Genomic DNA, 20,680 nt, shown 5'->3' on the forward strand with positions numbered 1-20,680 from the left:
TTCAGCCTTGGTCTCTTCAGGATACTGGGTGAACTTTTGCCCTTTCTTTGGCGGCATAGAAAAATCCCCTCCGGTCAACAGTGTTTCATCCATGATACCATGGACTCTTTTTTCACTGTCTACCATGAGGGGATAATACCAATTCACCAAGACCTTGCCTTACTTTTTATTTAATAAGCCGTCCAACCAGCGTCCGCAGTTACCGTTGTCCCATTCACGAAACTCGACTCGTCCGATGCGAGGAACAATGCCACCTTCGCGATCTCCTCAGGTTCGCCGACGCGGGGGGTGATCCCCATGCCCGCCATTGCGCGCTCCGCCCCGAACGGGTTCGGCGCCGTCATTGAAGCCGCAATATTCGGCACAATCGCGTCGCAGCGAATGCCGAGCTTCGCGTATTGATAGCCGACGCTGCGATAGCGGAAGCTCAGAGGATGAAGTCCTCGGCTTCGAGGATGACCCGGCCCTTGATCGCGATTAGGAAGTCGGTATCCCGATCGCCGTCGACATTGCCCGCTACGAAGGTGGTGTTCCCAACGATGTAGGTCCGGATCTGACCGGGGCCGGTGAACTCCGCCGGTCCGACGAAGGTGAACGCCTCGTTGGCGGTGTCGGGCATCAGTCCGCCCCAGTAATGCGGCAGGGCGTCGATCGCCGAGAAATCGAGTCGGTCGCCTTTGCTGAAATCGACGATGAGATCGGCTGTGGCCGAAGTGGCGCCGGTCTCGACCACGTCCGTCCATTGGAAGATGTCGTCGCCGCCATTGCCGGTCATCGTATCGGCGCCCAGTCCGCCAATTAAGGTGTCGTTAGCGCCGAGTCCGGCGAGTTCGTTGTCCGCGGTGTCGCCGTACGCCGTCAGTTCCGCCATGCCAGGCTCGGTGTAGCCTTCGGCGCTGGTTATCCCGGCGTTCTGATAGACCGCCAGCTTCTCCTCGTCCGTCATCCAATCGGGCAAGCCAAGCCCGACAGTGTATGTGTTCCAGTTGTGAGCTTCGACCGTGCCGGTGACAGGCGCGATGCTGCCGATACGTTCCGGCAGGATATACATCGTCCCGGCATGGTTTTCGCTCAAGCCCACAAACTGCGCGTAATCGTTCTTGACCAGATAGAATTCAAAACGTCCTTCGAAGGCATCAGATTCAAGTCCATGGTACTGAATGGCCTGATCCGACCAGGGGGGGGCGCCGAAGCCGGTGAAGTCAGCCCGCGCGTCGGTCGCCGCCTCGCCATAGCTCTTTAGCGAATGCGCGAGTACCCATGCGGTCACGCCGCTGCCACCCGAGTGGCCCATCACATGAATGGCGGCGTCTGCATACCGCTCGTCGTTGAAGATCTGATCGTAGATGGCGACGCTGCGATTAACGTTGTCATTCGGGAGGCCTACCATCATGGTATATGTCTCATTATTACTAGGCTGGTGACCCTGGAACGTGAGCACGACGTCGGTGACCTTCCCCGAGGCGTTGAGCCTTTCGACAACGCCCGCCAGGAAGCTGCCGTCATCGAGGCGGTGAACGTAGGCGTTCGCCCAACCGTCACGGAAGGGAATCGTCTGCCCATAAATCTCCATCCCCGGCCAGCCAGAGCCGAAAAGCACACGCTCTTGTAGTGTGATGTTCGACGTTTGCTCAATATAGAGATCGTTTTTCATACCGGTTGTATCAGTAGAAGCGGCAAATGCAGCCCCAGCCATACTTACGATCAAACATAAAACCAGCATCAGTAACAATGAGAGTTTTTTTGCTTTTTTCATAAACCATCCTCCTTGTTCTTTTTACAATTTAATAATAGCGCTTTCACATTTTTACAATGGTGATTTTCCGCTAAAACCTCTTCATATCGTAATTCCCTCCAATAGGTGTATTTGAAAATCACATTTTCATCGTATGATTCTTCCCAATAAATAACTAACACTCTGACGACTTTATTGATATCGCTTTCACGACTTTTTGCAAGTAATAATGCCAAGTGCTATGGAAACGATAAGTTTCGTTCGAAGAAGTCGGCAAACCAATATGCTTCTAGTGTGAAACTCTATTTAAGGATTGGGATGTGATAATAAAGTCGTTAAAACTCTATTCATTAGTCGTCAAAGCGTTAGTCCAACTTGATGCCGTTACGCTACGATTGGATTAAAGCCATAGTGAAAGGGGATTACAATGAACTCATTCCGTTTAGCCAATATTTTTTCGGACCACATGGTGCTGCAAAGGGACAAACCGATCAAGATCTGGGGAGAAAGTGCGGACAATCAAACGATTTTCGTAAAAATCAACTTCACTGAAGTAACGGCAGAAGTCAAGGATGGCAAATGGGCAGTGGAATTGCCGCCTATGGCCGCCTGTGAAAGCTGCGAACTTCGAGTTAGCTCCAGTAACCCGGTTGACCAAGAAATTATTGTTCATAATGTTGCGATCGGAGAGGTCTGGGTTGCCGGAGGACAATCCAATATGGAATTTGATTTGAAATCCGATATCGAAAGCGATGAATCGATCCGCTTAGCCGACAATCCGTTTATCAGGTTTTATGACTGCCCTAAAACGAGTTATGAAGGTCACGAGCACGAAGAAGATTTCAGTGAGTTTGGATTTTGGAGACCCTGCGACGCGAAGCATGCTCCTTATTTTTCGGCAGTAGGCTTTTATTTTGCGAAGAAGATCTATGAATTGCAACAAGTGCCCGTCGGCATTATCGGTTGTACTTGGGGAGGTTCCTCGGCATCTGCATGGATGGATGAAAAGTATTTGGCCGAAGACCAGCAGCTCAGCGTTTATTTGCATGAGTATGAAGAAGCCGTTAAGGATTTAGATATAGAAGAGTACGAACTGAAGTTACGACAAAGGCAATCGCGAATGAACTCTCCCGAAGTAATGGCATTTATAGAAAATATGCGAGCAGGGAGACTTACTGCAGAGCAGCTGAGCGAGTTGGCTGCCTTGAGGTCGCAAGGGCAGACATTGCCGCCTATTGGGCCCAAATATTTTAATCGGCCGGCTGGATTATACCATCATATGGTTGAGAAAATATCTGGCTTCACCGCGAGGGGGATCATTTGGTACCAAGGGGAATCTGATGAGAAGAAAGCAGAACTGTATGGCAAGCTGTTTACAGCATTAATTCAATGCTGGAGAGAGGCTTGGCAAGACGAACTGCCGTTCTTGTTTGTCCAGTTGGCGCCATACGGGTCTTGGGCCGGGGCGACCGGAGAGAACTTCCCAGCAGTTCGCGAGCAGCAAGAGTTGGTATCCAAAACCGTTCCGAATGCTTATATGGCAAGTATTATGGATGCGGGGATGGAGTTCGACATTCACCCGAAAAGAAAGCGCCCCGTTGGCGAACGTTTGGCGTTATTGGCCAGAAATAAGGTGTATGGCGAGAATTTGATAAGCGAAGCGCCGGAAGTGGAACGTGCTTCACGTGATGCAGGAACAATAACCATAACCTTTAAGAATGTTGGAAATGGGTTTGTGCTGATCGGCGAACAAATAAACGGCATTAAAGTTTTTATTGATAACGAGGAACTCGTAGAATTTAAAAGCGAAGCAAAAAATAATACCCTTACAATTGAGAGCGAACGAATGCAAGATAGCGAAAAAATTGAAGTAAAGTTTGCGTGGACGGCTTATGTAGAAGTAAACCTGTACAGCAGTGCAGGTCTTCCTTTGAAACCATTTAAACTAATCCTTTAACATGTACACTACCGCCACACATCTTCCGTCAGTGGAAGCGAACGGCGACATCAGGAGTCGTCAGTAAAGGGAAAACTTGGAAGTGGGGCACGTTGAAAAAGTCCGTGATTTGTTGCTGGCAGCAACGAAACACGGACTTCTCGTTTTTTTCTAAGCTGCGAAGGAAGAGCGGAGGACTATTTCAATTCGCCAAATTGACCTACAGCCTCAAACCGGAAAGACAGAAACTCGATCGCATCTTCGCCATGATACGTAAAATAAAGCGGCAGTGTGCCCCGTACATCCAGTACGACTTCGCTTTCGCCCCAAGTGTCTGAGCCGGCGAGCCGAATGAAGCCTGCTTCCCCTGCGCCCGTGGATACCGAAAACTTTCCGCGGCCTGATCCCCGGGTCACCACTTTTAACACAATCGGGCCGTCAAACGTGAAATATTTGAATCCGATCAGCGTTCCTTGCTTGACGTTTGTGACATATCTCTGGTCTCCTTCATGGGTGATGAACGGAATATCAAAGGGCGATTTGCGGTTCGTAATATGCGGCATTGCCCCGTTCGTCAGATTGCACGCGATGGCCGCGGAATATTCGCCTTCCGTCGGAAGCGGTCCTCCGTTAAGCCCGCAAGACGTCATCTCGACTTGAGGGATGCTGCCGTCCGGGAGAATCGTAATGGGCTCCGCGCATGCCTGCCGGCTATAGGTTGAATTGTGAGTTTGCCGGTGATAGAACACGTACCATTGTCCGTTGATGCACTCGATACTGCCGTGCGTATTGGCGGTCATATTGAGCCGATCTTCTTCTCTCCGCCCTTGGTATCCAACGTCTCCGATCGAAATAATCGTGCCGCGGTAGACAAAATCTTTATCTGGATACGCGCTTACCGCGTAGCAAAGCTCGTGGCTCAACTGCGATGAATAAATAAAGTAATACAGATCGTTGATCTTACGAATCGAGCTGGCTTCATAGAAAGCATGTCCCTCGAAGCTTGTGCCCTTCGCCGTGAACTCGCCAGGAATAATTCGGACAGGCTCAGAGGCTATAGTAAGCATGTCATCGGCTAAGGTAGCGACAACCGCTCCCATGACGATTCCGTCTTCCTCGCTTAAAATCTCTTCCCTGCTTTTACGGTACAGCATCATTTGGGCTGCGACCAAGCTCTCCTTCACCACTTCAGGCGGAATTTCCTGTTTAGGCTGTTCTGGTTGATGTCCGTGGGCCTCGGCCGCTCGCGAGGACAAGGACGAGCCGTAATAAAAGCGGATTACGCCGTTATCATTTATCAAAGCCGGATCACCTAGCACAAACCGTTTAAATGGCGTACCGTCCGGATTCCGCACGTACCCATAATACTCATATTTGCCGGCTGGCTCGTCGCAAACCGCGACATAAATGGGATGATAAACTTCTTCCGTGCCTCCGGCCATATGGTAATAGAGATAATAGCGTCCATCATTGCCGCGCACGACATCCGGCGCGGTCATGAGCGCTCCCGTACCGTATGCAGGGTGATCGGACTCAATCGAGTGAATCACTCCCTCATAACGCCAATCGCTCAAATCAGTAATAGGCGCGGAGTAGCCGACGTAATCGCCAACCTCACAGTACTGATCTCCGCCTTCCTTATCATGGGAACCGTATAAATAGATGCGATCTCCGAATACATGAGGTTCGCCGTCTGCGATATACTCATGCAATGGTAAAAAGGGATTATACGTTTTTTTCATTTTTCTCCCTCACCTCGTCCCCTCTGTGACCCCTCGGTCAGTACGCTAAGAGATTCGCAGGATTCTCGACCGTGAGCTTGCGGACTTCTTCGCTCAGACCGAACGCGTGCAACTGTCCCAGCATCTCCGGGAACCGGGTGTATCCATAAGACCCGGCTGTCTTCCCATAGGCTTTCGTCGAACAATCATGACCGCAGACAATTTGGGAACCGTACCCTTTTTTCAGTATAGCAATCAAGCCTTTCAGCCGATCGTAATCATCCGGGAGCGTGGTGACGTAGGTACCCCAGGAATCGAAGCCGACGTACACGCCTTGGTCTAAAATCTTCTCCAGGTAGTCCGTATTTACGTTTCTTCCCGTTTCAGGATTGGCAAGGTAAGCATGGTTCTCGTTGCCTCTGCGCAGAAATTGATCCTGGTGCATCATTAAAAGTCTATCGGGGTTCATGCCGCATTCCTTCAGAGCCACATCGACAACCTCGTATAGATGTTCGTTCGTCATCGGATATCCCGTATGGACATGAACCGAAAGTCCGGTTTCATTCGAAAGTCTTGCCTGTGCGCGGAGCGCATCTAGTTCGCTCTTCTCTAAAGAACCGTCTTTATTGATTGTATTCACTGCACATTTTAAGAAACCGGGCTTAACATCGGTGCCGTCGATTCCATTTTCGATCTCCTTTTTAAACACTTCGTACATGAATCTATCGTCTTTACCGATATATTCGTCCGGACGGGCCGCTGCATAATAAATACCGGTACAAGTCACAAGGTGAATCCCGCTCCGTTGAGCGGCTTCCTTTAATAACTCGGCAGGAGCCCTCAATCCAATGGGAGAGGCATCGACGACGGATCGGCCGCCGATCCTCTGGAATGCTTTGAATTCAGCCACCGCGAAATCAATATCCCCAGCTAATGAACAATCATCTGAGAAAATCGACATTCCCTGCCGTAAACTTGCTAGATTTTCCATGCGAAGTTCCAGCATCTCGGCAGGGATATTTCCTTTATGGTGCATGACCTCTCTGCCCAATAAGGTAATATCCGCTAAAACATGCTCGTGCGCGGTCGTATACCCTAATTCCTCCGGCGGTATATCTCCTAAGACAGTTGTAATTTTCTTACTCATGGATTTGTCTCCTCCTTACAATAAACCAGGTACTATAAATCATCTTAACGAACGAACCGCCCTCTCACTAACGGTATGACGACTTCATCGATGACGGTTTCCCGACTTAGCAGATGACGCATAAGAAAAAGGCCTTGGCCGTAGCCAAGACCATCCCTTCGACGGTAAAGATTTTACCAGTGAATATCCACACCGCCTTCCACACGTAAATCTTGCCCGGTAATCCATCTACTTTCCTCCGAAGCCAGGAATAGAATGACTGGCAAAATATCTTTCTCCGGGTCACCGACTCTTTTGAAAGGACTATTTTTTGCCACTTGTGTCTTAATGACTTCAAGGATTTCTTTGGTATAATCATTCATTGCTGAATCCGTTAAAGCGATGGGGCTTACATTATTTACTCGGATATTATATTGCCCCCATTCTTTAGCGACTGTACGCGTAATTGCTCCTACAGCACCTTTTGCAGCTGAATAAGAGGCAAATCCCTCTATACCATGTACAGCATTGCTAATAAAATTGATGATTGAACCACCCTGATCCTTCATTAAAGGGAAACATAATTGCATCATTGTCCATGTTGCATAGGCTTGTGTTTTTAAAGAATGGTCCAAATCTTCAATCGTTTGCTCGATAAACGGCACCAAATAATTAGAAGATGTAGCTCCATTAATTAATACATCTACCCGACCAAATTTATCTTGTATTTGATTCACGAAGCACTTTATTTGATCTTGTTCTTTTAAGTTTGTATAGGTTACTAAAACTTCCGCTCCTTCTGCCTCGCATAGCCTTGCAGTTTCTTTGACCCTTTCTTCTTGGATATCACAGATTGCAAGTTTCGCTCCTTCTCTTGCAAAACCGATCGCATTTTGTTTCCCTAGACCGGCTGCGGCACCAGTTATCGCCCTATCGGTGATACAAGCGAAATATTCCCGAAGCGACGAATAATTGCCTTAAGCGTTTTCGTTTCTTATCCATAAAAGGCGCGACGCAGCGCTTCCAGAACATCTCGCTTCTCCGCAATCGTAACCCTCGCATCTTCAACGAAATGAAAGCCGTGAGGAGCGCCGGGGTACACATGCAATTCCGTGGGCACGCCAGCCCGAATTAATCGCTTGGCATATTCGATGCATTCTTCGGCGAACAAATCAATCGCCCCGACGCTGATGAAGGTCGCCGGCAAGCCTGTTAAATCTTCTGCACGCGCCGGAGCCGCATAAGGCGAGACGCCTTCCGCACCCGGATCATGCCCGAGAAGGGATTTCCAGCCAAGGGTATTACATTCACGCGTCCAGACATATTCGCCGTTATAAGGATTCGAGTCGGCTATGCAGGTCCTGTCGTCTAGCATCGGGAACTGAAGGCGTTGGAATAAAATATTTACTTCGCCGCGATCGCGTGCCAATAGGGCTAGAGAGGCTGCAAGTCCGCCTCCGGCGCTTCCCCCGCCGATCGCGATCTTATCTCTATCGATTCCTAACTCCAAGGCGTTCGCATGCATCCATCTTAGCGCAGCGTAACAATCCTCGATCGGTCCGGGGGAAGGCGTCTCGGGCGCCAATCGGTAGTCAACCGATACGACGGTACATCCCAGTTCTGCACACAGCATTGCATTCTCGTAATTGCCGGCATCGGCCGTACCCAATATCATGCCGCCGCCGTGAATATCTAAGTACCCTGGGCTTGGAGCAGATCTCTCTTTGGGTTGAATGAGAATGACGCGAACATCCGGGGCATCCGGAGGACCAGGTATGAACGTTTCGGTTACGACGACAGGAAGTTCTTCAGGTACAGGTTTCATCTGCGCCTTCGTTTGTTCACGAATAAACGGAAGCATCTCTTTCGTCAACACGACACCAACAGGGAAAAGGTCGATATGCTTCTTTAAATCGGGGTCCATCAAATGGAAACTCTTCTGAGTACTCATTTTGCTTCCCCCTATTTCAACTGATCAAATGCGAACGATATAAATTCGAACACCCCGCTGCCGCTATAAGTGAAGTACAGCCCTGCAGTACCCCTTACATCGATAACCGCCGAACTGTCGCACCATGTTTCGGAGCTCGAGAGCGGTATAACACCTATATCCTTCTCGTCCGTAGACACTATGAAGCTGCCGTTGCCATTGCCGCGGGTGACGACCTTCAGAACGGTCGGCCCCTCGAACGCGAAGTATTTAAATCCGATGCGCGTGTTCTCTTTGACGTTGGTGATATATCTTTGCCCTTCCCCATGCGTAATGAACGGGATGTCGCTGTCAATTCTTCGATTCGTGATATGCGGCATTGCTCCGTTCGCCACATTGCACGCAATGACCGCCGAGTACTCTCCTTTAGCTATTAGCGGTCCGCCGTTCAGCCCGCAGGAAGTCATCTCGACTTGGGGAATGCTGCCGTCCGGCAAGATCTCAATCGGCTCTGCGCAAGCCTGACGGCTGAAGGTGGAGCTGTGGGTATGCCGGTGGTGGAACACATACCATTGGCCGTTAATGTTCTCGATGCTGCCGTGATCGTTCGCCGTCATGTTTAAGCGATCTTCCTCTTTCCTACCGCTATACCCGACATCTCCATTGGAGATAATCGTTCCCCCGTACGTAAAGCCTTGGTCAGGGTATTTGCTTACGGCATAGCAAAGTTCGTGACTTTGCTGAGAGGAATATATGAAGTAGTACAGCTCTCCGATCTTGCGAATCGAACTTGCCTCATAGAAGGCATGGCCCTCGAAGCTTGTTCCCTGCGCTGTAAACTCGCCTGGAATAATTCGGACAGGACCGGATGTTACCGTTAGCATATCGTCGGCGAGCGTCACCACATTGGCGCCCATAATCCCGTCCGGTTCGCTTTCGATTTCCTCCCTCGATTTATGGAAAACCATCATTAGAGCAGAAACCATGCTTTCCTGCGAAAATGCAGCCGGTTGCGCTTCATGCTGCTGCGCCTGCGCCGACTCGTGCCCGGAGGCTTTCGCAAGCTTGCTGGAGAGAGAGTACCCGTAATATAAGCGGATCGTCCCGTTATCGTTGATCAACGCTGGATCATGGAGAATGTGGCGCTTGAACGGGCTGCCGTCCGGATTACGCACATAGCCGTAATATTCATAGGCTCCTGCCGGAGTATCGCATACCGCAACGCTGATCGGGCTGTGAAATCCGACGTCGCCGGACAAGTTATAGTAGAGATAGTACCGCCCGTCATTGCCCTGTACGACATCGGGCGCATACAGCTTCGACTTCTCCGTCGCGCCCGGATCCTGCTTGGCGGTATAGATCACGCCTTCATAGCGCCAGTCGCTCAAATCGGTCACAGGCGCGGAATAGCCCACGTAGTCGCCCAACTCACAGTATTCATCCCCGCCTTCTTTATCGTGAGAGCCGAATAGATATATTCGATCCCCGAACACATGAGGTTCTCCGTCGGGGATATATTCATTCAGCGGAAGGAAAGGATTATAAACTTGTTTTGTTTTGGTCGGTTTCAAGTCTTCTTCTCCTTCGAATTGCGTTATTTACTTCACTTCGATTACCGTCACAGCGTCGCTGCAACCTTCCGCCCTTGCCGTCAATCGAATCGTTCCCGGCTCCGTCGGGCGGATTACCGCCACGGCGCGCCCTTCATACGTGGAATGCTCGTTCCCAGTAAACGATTGTTCCGTAATCGGATTTGCGCTACCGAAGCCAAGCAGTTCGCCGCCTTCTACCTCAATCGTAACCAACCGATCGGCGGATCTGTAACGGGTACCGGCCGCATCCTGAAGCTCGATAGCAACATAGGCTAAATCAAGCATTCCCGCCTGTACGACGTCACGCTCCGCAATCGCGGTCAGATAAACTTTTCCTTGTGCCGACACAAGGGAATAGCGGCCTTGCTCTATCCCGTTGGCGAAGGCAACCGCTTCCACGATCCCTGGCTGATATGTTATATCGAATATCGCTTTGAAGCCATTCGCTTCCCCTGCCGGCATCCTTCCGCACGATTCGCCGTTCAGGAACAGCTCAACTTCATCGGCATCGGAATATACCTCAATCTTAATCGGCTTTCCTTCAAACCCCGGCCATGTCCAACTGCCGACGCTGTCGCTCCAGGACCAGAAGGAAGTACCGGGAACATCCGCATAGTGCTCCGGGCGTTGCACTGCAATATACGGTTGCTTGCGCAATCCAAACACAATCTCCCGAAAATAAGATGCCGGACGCCGTTCGCCAGTGAGGTCGATATCCCCGCATCTGGATGTCAGCCATGGATATTCGGCATACACGCCGAAGTCCATTGGATCCGTGCCGTCGTACGTAATCCTGCCGATGCCGGCCTCGCCGAGATAATCCCACCCGGTCCATGTAAAGTCGCCGATCACATGAGGATTATCACGTACGAGACGCCAGTTCACATCGATATCTTTCGGGAACGTCTCGCTTCCTACGATGATCCGATTGGGATACAATGCCTTATCCATCTCATAACGCATGGATAAATAGTTATAGCCCGCAACGTCCACATAAGCGAAGGATTCTTCCGTCGTGTCCCCAATCTCCGACTGGACCTTCACGGACTCAATAATGTCGGCCAAACGGGTCGTAACTTCGTTGATATCTCCGGTCAAATCCCGCTTTTCAGCCATCTGTGCGCTCATCATTCGTTTCATCGCACTCATCAGGCCGAATGCGGCATTGGAAGAGTTCGTAATGTAGCGGGTCCCGTCCAATTCGCGTAGCTTCTCCGCCAATGCACGTCCCCACAGATTTCCGGAGGCCAACCCCACCTCAGGGATTTCATTTCCGATCGAGTAAAGCACGACACAAGGGTGGTTATAGTCTCTCTCTACCATCGCCTGCAAGTCGGATTCCCACCATTCCGGGAAACTGAGCGCGTAGTCATACGGAGATTTCTCCAACGTCCATGAATCGAAAGCCTCGTCCATAACCAGCATCCCGATCCGGTCGCAAGCTTCCAATAACGTGCGGCTGGCCGGATGGTGGGACATCCGGATCGCGTTAAACCCGGCCGCTTTAAGGATTTCTATCCGTCGTTCTTCGGCTCTGAATACTGAAACGGCGCCGATCACTCCATGGTCGTGGTGAATGCAGGCGCCGCGCAGCTTCACGGGCGCTCCGTTGATGCAAAGGCCGCGTACCGGGTCCAAGGATAGTCGTCGAATGCCGAAGGTCTCCTCGTTCTCGTCCAGCACCGTATCGCCATCCATCAGAAGGGTTCGGCAAGTGTAGAGGACAGGAGTATCTGTGTTCCACAGCTGCGGATGGTTTACAATCAAGCGCTGACGCAGCTTCCCGCTTTGCCCGCGGAATACGGTCATCGGTACATTGTCGGCAGCCACCTTATCTCCGGCAGGATCGTATAACTCCGTAATCAGTCTTACCGTCTTGGATGCCGCCGCGGAGTCATTGCGTACAACCGTATCGACGGAAAGAACGGCGAATGCGTTAGACACGTCCTCTGTTGTGATACGGACACTGCTTGGAGCGATATATATCAATCCGGAAGTCAACAAGTGAACATCGCGATAGATTCCAGCGCCGGAATACCATCGGGAGTCGTCAGCCGTCCGGCAGAGCACCTTCACTTCGTTGGTTTCGCCGCGTTTGATGAACTGATCCGCCTCGATTCGAAACATGGAATACCCATAAGGCCGATGTCCGGCGAAGCTTCCGTTAATGTAGACCATCGCCTGGTTGTAGACGCCATCGAATTCCAGAACGACGTGCTCCGCACCTTCCGGCACTTCGAAGCTTTTAAAATACTCCCATTCTCCGTTCCGGAAATACCCTTTCTTCGTACCGTTCATCTGCTTGGGATCGCGCTCTTGTTCCAACATAGCATCGTGAGGCAAGGTCACCTTCTTATGGGAATCCGTAAAGTTGAACCGTCTCCCCTGTTTCTTGACCTGCCAATCCCGGTTAAAATTAGTTCTTTTCAAGCCAATCACTCCCATACTTTATTTTTAGCCCCACTGCCGGAATCCCTACTCAAGCTTATAACCAAAATCCGGAATCGTTTGCCATCTTCTACGCAATTCATGGGCGGCTGCTTTCGGCTTTCGTTCCCGCGTAAACACGCCCTTCTTATTCCCCTGTACCCGCACGATGCCTTGGCTAGTCTGGAAATCCGCAAAATTCCATACATGTTCGCCGACGAACTCCTTGAGTTCATCGAATACCTCGTGGTTCGCCCGAAGATACTCCACTTGATATTCTTCTGTAAACATGACAGGGTCCACATCGTGGAAGCCGGCGATCGTATCCGCGCCGTATTCCGTCATCATGATCGGCTTGCCTGGGCAACGCTGGACCCATGCGCCAAGCTCTCGACGCAGCAACGCCTTGGCGGTTGCGAAATCGCCGCCGAACGCGTACCAGCCGTAGTAACGGTTTAGACACAAGACATCGACGAGTTCGGCCACCTTGTCCTTGTCGGGCGTCGCCATCATCATATTGACGATCGTAACGGGACGTTTCTGCGGATCCAATGATCGGGCCAACTCCACCAGCGGACGGAAGTATTCCTCCGCCCCGTCTTCCTCCGATGCCGGCTCATTCGCAATGCACCACATAACAACGCACGGATGATTTTTATCTCGCGCGATCATCTCCCGCACAACTTGTTGGTGAATCTCTTGGGTTTTCAAGACTTCCCATGTGTTTCGTTTCGGCCCTTGCGTCGGCGTCACGTTAAAGCTGAGGTGCATGCCGACGGCGGGCGTTTCGTCAATGACCACGATTCCCTCTTGGTCGGCGAGTCTCATAATTTCTTCCGAATACGGATAATGCGCCGTCCGGAAGGAGTTGGCTCCGATCCACCGCATCAAGCGGAAATCCATCACGTTCGCAGCTTCGTTCAGACCTCTGCCATTGAGCGGGGTATCTTCGTGCTTTCCGAAGCCCTTGAAATAAAACGGTTTGTTGTTGATTAAGAATTTACCGTCCCTCACTTCTACCGTTCGGACGCCGAAGGGCTGCTCGTACACGTCAACGACCTGTCCGTCTTGTACTGTTTCAACCTTAAGCTGATAGAGATAAGACTGGAGCGGCACCCATAGCTTTACGTTTTCGATTCGGATCGTACCGGACGCCCCTCGGCACTCTCCGACGACCGCCCCCGATGCATCGACGCATGTCGCTTTAATCTGTGCATCGCCTTCGATGGTTGTCTCGTAACGAACTACTCCGGTCGAACCGTCCAACTCCGTTACGATGCTTATGTCCTTGATATAGCTGAACTTGGGCGTCGTGTAAATTTTTACCGGTCTATGAAGCCCCGCGTAGTTGAAGAAGTCGAAGTAGGGACTGTTTTTGACAACCTTGCCAACGCCGGGCATCTCCGTCTCGCTGTAAGTCCCCATCGGGAGCGTCGTTTCGTCCACAATATTATTCACTGCAACCGTAAGGCGGTTTTTACCGGTTTGCACGAGCGAGTTGATCTCGGCCTCGAAAGGCGTGAATCCGCCGGTATGCTCGACCGCGAGCTCCCCGTTCACATAGACCTTCGCTTTATGCGTGGCCGAACCGAAGCGTAACACCAATCGTTGGGAGTGGAGCAACGCAGGCACCGTAAATTCTCTCTCGTACCACACCCAGCCTACATGGTTACGAATATCGGCGGCGACACCCGCGTCATTGAACGAAGCGGGAACGGCCATGCGGATCGGATCCGCCAGTTGCGCGCGATACCACTCCTCTTCAAATCCGGTACCCTGATCCAATTTGAAATTCCAGATCCCGGACAAATCGATTACATTGCGTGATTCTGTAACGATTGGATATAACAAACTCATCTGCTCCTTCACCATTGCGTTGATATTATGAAACTTCTCCACTTTCATGATAGCTAACCTTAATTAAGCTAACTAACGCTTTGCCGACTTCCGTCATAACACTTTCACGACATACTAGAAAATGAACGCGAAAAACCGGGTCTTCAGCGAGACCCGGTTGCATAATTAAAAGTACTGTTTAAGTATTCGCAAGTCGTTAGCCAGACTGGCGAATTTATCCGGAGAAGCTGTAATATTCTCCGTAATGGCATAACGAACATGCCCCATACCGCGTATGAATGCACAGATTTCCACTAGATCGAAAGTCCCTCTTCCGAGATTCGAATAATCCTCAGGGGCCGTGTAATCCCGATAGATCATAAAGCTGTCGAACGCCTTGTCGCCTTCCCGATGTAACGTTTCGAAGATATTAACGGGGAATTTGGGGGAAGGGCTGATATCTTTGAAATGAACGATGTCGCAGCGGCCGCCGAGCTTTTTCAACATGTCTGCGGGCTGATGGCCAGCCCGCAGCACCCACCCCAAATCTAATTCAAAGCGGACGTAAGCCGGATCAGTACATCCGATCAGTTCCTCGTATAAGGTCCGATCCCCGTCCTTCAGAAATTCATGAGCATGATTGTGATAATAGAGGATAAATCCCTTCTCGTACATTCGCTTCCCGACACGATTCATCTGTTCGGCGATGCGCATCGTATCTTCCCGGTTGCTGATCCAAACAGACGGCAGGACGATCTTCCGGCAATTCAACGTCTCATAGTACGAACAGACGGAATCCCAGTCGTGGTCGTCCAACGGTCGATCCATTCTTGCAGCCTCTTGCCCCGAAACCGCAGACAGTCCCAGTTCCGCTAATTTCTCTCTTAATTCATTGGCGGGAAGGACATCCATATAACGTGTATAATTGCTTATGTTGTAACCGACCAGTTCAATATTCGAATAGCCGGCTTCCGCAATGCGCGCTAACGTCCCGAAGTAGTCTTTGCTTAGTTCCAGTTGAACAGAAGATAAATTGACTCCCGTTTCAATCGGCATTGAAATTCACTCCCTATTCGGATCTGAGAAACCGGACTTTTGCAGTTGCGCCCATCGCATCCTTAGCATGGAAGCGCAACTTTACCCAAGGCGCGAGCTGCAGAACTTCGATTCGAGGATCCGCCTCGCGGACGGTACTGACCGCCATGTCCAGCTCCAATTCAATGCTTCCGGCGTTTTCATAAGTCGGGTCGCTTACGGCTACCTCCATCGTTTCATCCGTTATGTGAACCATAACGGAGGCTTTACCGGTGCAGGTTACCTCCCGCACCGTTGTTCTCTCGTCGGTCCAGAAATTTACGCCGAGCATTCGCAGACTCGAATGGTATACGGCATGCGCGGCGGACGACTGCTGAACGATCTCGACCTGCGGTTGAACGGCGTACCGTTCCGTCTCCGCGTCGGTTTTACCGGGGAGAAGCACATAGGCATAATGTCCGTCTTGCGGAGACACCCCATGGTCGAACCAAACAGTAAGATAGTTTCGGGATATTTCCGTATCCGGCCCGGTGCCGATATCGCTCCAGCGACCGATTCTCGTTTCGCGCTTGGCCTGCAACGTCACAGTTGCGGGGAAATAATACCCGATCCCCTCGCCGGGGGAGTCCCCCTTTAGGTGCATCCATTCCGTACCCGCCAGTGCGGAGGACCAACCCGGTCGATCCGACACGAATTTTCCGTTCACCACAAACCGATTGGTACCGTCCGCGTTCAATTTCCGGTTCTCCACCACAGTCTCTACACGGAACGGCCCGTCGAAACGAATATCCGAGCCTACGGCAACAATTTCGTCCTGAAACAAAAACCACGACTTCTTCGCACGCATCGGATCTTCGAAGGCTTCCGTTCTATAATCCTCCAACATCATTCCAGCCGAACCGTATTGCCCTAGGAGCTCCGTACCGCCTGCCCAGCTTTCCCCGCTGCGATACCAATTCCCGAATCCGTTCGTTCTCGGTTGATCCGTAACGGTAACGCCCGCCAACCGGTATGGATCGACGGTCGGCCAATACCCATCCGAGTAGTGTTCTAAATCACCGTTATATAACGTCGTATGGCCGTGCGCCGTATACCAACCTTTCAAATTTTCACCGTTGATCGACTCGTAGGTAGGAATTCTATTCGAATGCATACCGATCCCGAACGCAAATTCCGGTCGCTGCAGCACGGCCCTTGCCATATTGGCAAACATCTTGAATTTCGGAGCCGGCGCCGCAGCGATAATCTGATCATCCTGAAGCACTTGTTCGGCAAAGGTGCGCAAATACGAGGGAACGTGGAGTAAGAATGATTTCGCCTTGTCTTCCTGAATCCAATACTTCACCATCGATTGCATTCTGACAGCATGCTCACGAGGAGCAAAAGTGGACAGCTCGAGAATCGCCCCGATCACAATGTGACCTGCTTCATGATTTTGTAAATGAGGTCTCGTAACTTCACGCCCGCTAACCATGTCCATCATGGAGCCGCGGAAGAGCAACGGCTCGAACGATTGATATACCATGTCATATATTTTGCCTTTCAGCGAATCCTCGACATCGAACGGAGTCCCCTGTAACACATGAAGCAACGGGACGAGGTGGGACAATAAACCTCTTCCATATGCCCCGGTATAGGGAAGGCCGTGTTGCGTAAATGAGCCGTCTGCGAAAAAACCGCCTTCTCCGCCTGTCACATACTCAAACAACAGGCATAACGCGTCCCGCACTCTCTCAAGCATGGCCGCATCCTCGAGCAGAATCGACCGCAACGCAATGACTTTACAAATCCATACCCGATTTGCGCCGGTAGAAGTCATCGTCGGATAATTCGAAGTGGAGTTCAGAAACGTGTCAGGATCAGGCGAGAATTTGTCTACCGGGGCCATATAGGCTTCGATCTTCTTTTTGGGAAGATACTGGAACAGCAATAACACCGTTTCCGTTAAGGCCATCGGCGCGCCGATCTCCCAGTCCCACCAGTTGCCGCCCGTCTCCGCGCGTTCGTTGTATTGATTGGCGAGTATCCAATCCAGTGCCTCTATGATGTCATCCTTTAACGGCTGGCATCCTTCCAACTCGGAACCCGATGTGCGATAGGCGATTGCCATCTGACGAAGTCGAAGCAAGTTCGTTGTAACTGGGGCAAACCCAGGGTTTCCCAGGTTGTTCCATAAACAGGTACGGTGCGGCCCCTTCTCCATATGTTCCCAGTAGAATTGAGCCTCTGCCGTCACACCTTCGGACGTTGCCGACTCGCGGGATTTAAAATACGTAAACAAATGCTCGTTGATAATACCCGTCCAAGCCTCTCGCAGTTCTCTCATGTCGGAACACTCTCCGGCTCATTAAGTTTACCAATACAAGTTCCAATCCTTCGTAATTCTTGTCAGGGCTTCTAGATAAAAATAATCGCCCCACAAATTCGCTTCATCGACGCCGTGATTATACATCTTGAAATATACGCCATGCAGCAGCAGAGCGTTAGACGTTTCCTCATGCCGCGATGAGTAATGCTCGTACATGGACTTCGTAATTTGCATCGCCGCATTGAAGAAGTATTGTTTCTCCTCTTCGTCGGACAAGTGCTTCACAAGCTCCAACAGCCCGCACACGGCAATTGCGGAAGAGGAGCTGTCTTTCGGTTCGTCGCTGCCATCCGTAAACTCCAAATCCCAGTACACTACTAAATCCTCTGGGCTTCGGTTCAAGAAATAGTTCGCTAGAATTTTACTCATTTCCAGAAAGCGGACATCCTTGGTATAGACATAACTGAGCGCAAAGCCGTAAATCCCCCATGCCTGGCCTCTTGCCCAACAAGAGTCGTCCGAATACCCTTGAACGGTTTTCCCCTTCAAAGGTTCACCGGTAAAGACATCGAAGAAATAGGTATGGAACGTTGTTCCGTCCTCCCTAACGATGTACTTATAAGCATTCAGTGCATGTTGGTAAGCCGCGTCCTTGTAGCCTCCGTCCCCGGTTACCTCGCTGGCCCAATAAAGCAGGGGAAGATTCATCAGGCAGTCAATGATCATGCGTCCTCTCTCATTCGGATCGTCCATATTTCCCCATGCTTGAATGATTCCGGCCGCTTGCACATAACGGGTCATCAGATGGTCCGCAGCGCGTATGGCGGCTGCTTTCGCCGTCTCGTTCCCGGTTAATTTGTAGGCAGCTACACAAGAAAGACTGTATAAGAATCCTATATCATGCGTGTTTACATCGATTTTGCGCTCGATTCGATCCTCAAAACTGTTTACCTGACGTTCCACGACATACAGGTATTCCTGTTCCCCTGTCAATTCATAAGCAAGGTTGAGAATTCCTGTCCAAAACCCTGTCGTCCAACCCACATTGGCCCCAGGTATCTTATCTGGATTCGCTGTCGGCGTATCTCCGTAAACATTTAACGAATATACATTTCCAACGGTAGAGCTGGTTAGAAATTTGTCCTGGAACACATCGAGGTTCGAACGCACCTTAGCCATTGCGTCGCTTACGGCCGTTTGAAACACCGACCGATCCACATCCGTTCGACGTTTAAATCGTTCCTCGTTCATTCCTTCGTTGTTGACGGCAACTTCCATTTGCGTCTCCCCTTACGCTTCAAGATCTTATTAAAAGAGAGACCGGGTTCAAAAACAACCCGGTCTGCTCCAGTTATTTATTTTGCGCAGCCCACGCGTCCAACTGCTTCTGTTTTTCCGCAATGACTTTATCAATCCCGGCAGCCTTCAGTTTGCTGCGGAATTCTTGGAGCTTATCGGCCGGATTCAATGTCCCCGTCTCTAACACTCCTCTATATTGATTGACAACGTTGTTCAGTGCGGTAATTTCGTTGTTTACCGGCGTCGAATCGAACAGGAATCCAAGCGCTTTCGACTTCGTCGCGTTCGCGTTCGCTTCCCGGGTCAATTCCGACTTATCCAACGGCTCCCCTTTAAATGTGTATGTGAGGAGTGGATTTCCGATCAACCATGCTTGGTTGGCATAACCGACCGTTGTCACATCGATGCCTTCCGGATAGTCAATGCTTGTATCCGACGTCTTCACGTAGTGCTTCCCCTCAATTCCCCAAAGCATCAAGTTGGCGATCTCCGGGTCCGAGTACAAGAGGTTCAGGAACATCATCGTTCTTTCCGGGTTGGTAGAATTACTCGAAATTCCCCAAAGCGCTAACAATGTATCGCCAGTGGTTGCATAAGCTTCATGCAAGATACGGGCGGACACCAACTCTTTTCCAGCCATTCTGCTTTCTCCTGCCAAGGCCCCAGGCTTATCCGAAATCAAAAACGAGAATGCCTTCCCAGCTTTTACAAGGTCCGCGGGGTTCGTTTGGGATGTCGCAGCGTCTTTGTTAATGAAACCCGCTTTATACCAACTGTGAATCTTGGTTAAATAAGCCTCATACTCTTCAGATTCGAATAAATTTTCAACCTTCAATCCATTATCGAAACCCGGCAAGACACCGAAACGATCGCCCAGCTTGTCGTACGTAAAATACTTATCCGACGGAACCGATAAACCTACGCCGAGCGGCGCAACATTCGGTTCGTTATCTTTAATCGTCTGAAAGACTTGATCCAAATCGTCAATCGACTTGATCGCCGCCACATCAATATTGTGCTTTTCTACTAATGCTTTATCCATCGCCAGGCTTGCGTAACCAGTCGTAAAATCTTTAAGAACAGGCACGCCGTAGATTTTTCCATTAATCGCCGCGCTTCTTACATAATCTTCGCCGATTTGTTCTTTTAATTCTTTGCCATAGTTCTCAAGCAAGCTGTCCAATTCGATAAACTTACCAGCCGCGACCTCTGGTGCATATCCTTGTCCAAACATGACGTACGTATCCAGCTTCTCCCCGCTGGTGCTCATTAAGTTGATCTGCTGCCCGTACGTACCGATGCTGATTGGCAAAAACTTCACCGTAGCATTAATCTTTTCTTTTGTAATTTTGCTGATTTCGGCTTGGACTGCCTCCATATCGGCGGGAATCGCTCCCATGACCGGCATGGCTACGGTTACTTCAAATGGCTCCAATTCCTGAACATTGTTATCGGATTCAGACGGCGTTCCGTTCGAATTTGGAGACGACGATGAATCTTCGGCTGTCCCCCCGTCTTGCTGCGTAGTCGACGAACAAGCGGAAAACAGGCCAAGCAATAGCATGGTTACAAGCGTCAAAACGACAAACTTTCTTTTGCTACCCATATTGTCCCCCCGAATTTCAAAGTAGTTACAAGTGAATCGTATCATCCCATATACCGCATGACTAACGCTTTCACGACTTCTGCAATGGCGTTTTTACGACTACAATCATCCCCCGCTCGTACCCCGCAC

General features: G+C 50.5%; 13 protein-coding genes and 1 pseudogene. 1 reads left to right on the forward strand and 13 read right to left on the reverse strand.

What is annotated here, in order from left to right; translation table 11 throughout:
• Nucleotides 1-170: 170 nt before the first annotated feature.
• Together VE009_RS24080 and VE009_RS24085 are read right to left on the reverse strand one after the other, a co-directional pair.
• Nucleotides 171-416, reverse strand: a pseudogene (locus tag VE009_RS24080) (SDR family oxidoreductase); the annotation flags it as partial.
• Nucleotides 417-427: 11 nt separating this feature from the next.
• Complete coding sequence (locus tag VE009_RS24085) at nucleotides 428-1,756, reverse strand: hypothetical protein (protein WP_325012170.1); 1,329 nt, start codon at nucleotides 1,754-1,756, stop codon at nucleotides 428-430.
• A gap of 406 nt (nucleotides 1,757-2,162) precedes the next feature.
• On the opposite strand from VE009_RS24085, the gene VE009_RS24090 reads away from it, so the two are divergent.
• Nucleotides 2,163-3,692, forward strand: a complete 1,530-nt coding sequence (locus VE009_RS24090) for a sialate O-acetylesterase (protein WP_325012172.1) — start codon at nucleotides 2,163-2,165, stop codon at nucleotides 3,690-3,692.
• 176 nt (nucleotides 3,693-3,868) lie between these two features.
• On the opposite strand, the gene VE009_RS24095 is transcribed toward VE009_RS24090, so the two are convergent.
• From VE009_RS24095 to VE009_RS24145, 11 genes are all read right to left on the reverse strand, one after another.
• Nucleotides 3,869-5,413, reverse strand: coding sequence for an alpha-N-arabinofuranosidase (locus VE009_RS24095; protein WP_325012174.1), 1,545 nt, complete (start codon nucleotides 5,411-5,413; stop codon nucleotides 3,869-3,871).
• Nucleotides 5,414-5,450: 37 nt separating this feature from the next.
• Nucleotides 5,451-6,539 (reverse strand): hypothetical protein, encoded by a 1,089-nt coding sequence (locus VE009_RS24100; RefSeq protein WP_325012176.1) that lies wholly within the window; start codon nucleotides 6,537-6,539, stop codon nucleotides 5,451-5,453.
• A 173-nt stretch (nucleotides 6,540-6,712) separates the two neighbouring features.
• Complete coding sequence (locus VE009_RS24105) at nucleotides 6,713-7,459, reverse strand: SDR family oxidoreductase (RefSeq protein WP_325012323.1); 747 nt, start codon at nucleotides 7,457-7,459, stop codon at nucleotides 6,713-6,715.
• 53 nt (nucleotides 7,460-7,512) lie between these two features.
• Nucleotides 7,513-8,469, reverse strand: coding sequence for an alpha/beta hydrolase (locus tag VE009_RS24110; protein WP_325012178.1), 957 nt, complete (start codon nucleotides 8,467-8,469; stop codon nucleotides 7,513-7,515).
• 11 nt (nucleotides 8,470-8,480) lie between these two features.
• The gene (locus VE009_RS24115; RefSeq protein ID WP_325012180.1) at nucleotides 8,481-10,019 is read right to left on the reverse strand and encodes a family 43 glycosylhydrolase; all 1,539 of its coding nucleotides are present in this window, start codon (nucleotides 10,017-10,019) and stop codon (nucleotides 8,481-8,483) included.
• A 27-nt stretch (nucleotides 10,020-10,046) separates the two neighbouring features.
• Nucleotides 10,047-12,470 carry a glycoside hydrolase family 2 TIM barrel-domain containing protein gene (locus VE009_RS24120; RefSeq protein ID WP_325012182.1) on the reverse strand — a complete coding sequence of 808 codons (2,424 nt, stop codon included), beginning with the start codon at nucleotides 12,468-12,470 and terminating at the stop codon, nucleotides 10,047-10,049.
• A 45-nt stretch (nucleotides 12,471-12,515) separates the two neighbouring features.
• The gene (gene uidA, locus VE009_RS24125) at nucleotides 12,516-14,318 is read right to left on the reverse strand and encodes a beta-glucuronidase (protein ID WP_325012324.1); all 1,803 of its coding nucleotides are present in this window, start codon (nucleotides 14,316-14,318) and stop codon (nucleotides 12,516-12,518) included.
• A gap of 171 nt (nucleotides 14,319-14,489) precedes the next feature.
• The gene (locus VE009_RS24130) at nucleotides 14,490-15,359 is read right to left on the reverse strand and encodes a sugar phosphate isomerase/epimerase (protein ID WP_325012184.1); all 870 of its coding nucleotides are present in this window, start codon (nucleotides 15,357-15,359) and stop codon (nucleotides 14,490-14,492) included.
• Nucleotides 15,360-15,372: 13 nt separating this feature from the next.
• Nucleotides 15,373-17,664 (reverse strand): polysaccharide lyase 8 family protein, encoded by a 2,292-nt coding sequence (locus VE009_RS24135; protein WP_325012187.1) that lies wholly within the window; start codon nucleotides 17,662-17,664, stop codon nucleotides 15,373-15,375.
• A 27-nt stretch (nucleotides 17,665-17,691) separates the two neighbouring features.
• Nucleotides 17,692-18,924: a glycoside hydrolase family 88 protein gene (locus VE009_RS24140; protein ID WP_325012189.1), complete on the reverse strand. Its 1,233-nt coding sequence runs from the start codon at nucleotides 18,922-18,924 to the stop codon at nucleotides 17,692-17,694.
• Between the two features lie 73 nt (nucleotides 18,925-18,997).
• Nucleotides 18,998-20,551 carry an ABC transporter substrate-binding protein gene (locus VE009_RS24145; RefSeq protein ID WP_325012191.1) on the reverse strand — a complete coding sequence of 518 codons (1,554 nt, stop codon included), beginning with the start codon at nucleotides 20,549-20,551 and terminating at the stop codon, nucleotides 18,998-19,000.
• Nucleotides 20,552-20,680 lie beyond the last annotated feature (129 nt).

Origin of the sequence: Paenibacillus sp. (assembly GCF_035645195.1) — a bacterium.
In the GTDB taxonomy this organism is placed as follows: Bacteria; Bacillota; Bacilli; order Paenibacillales; family YIM-B00363; genus Paenibacillus_AE.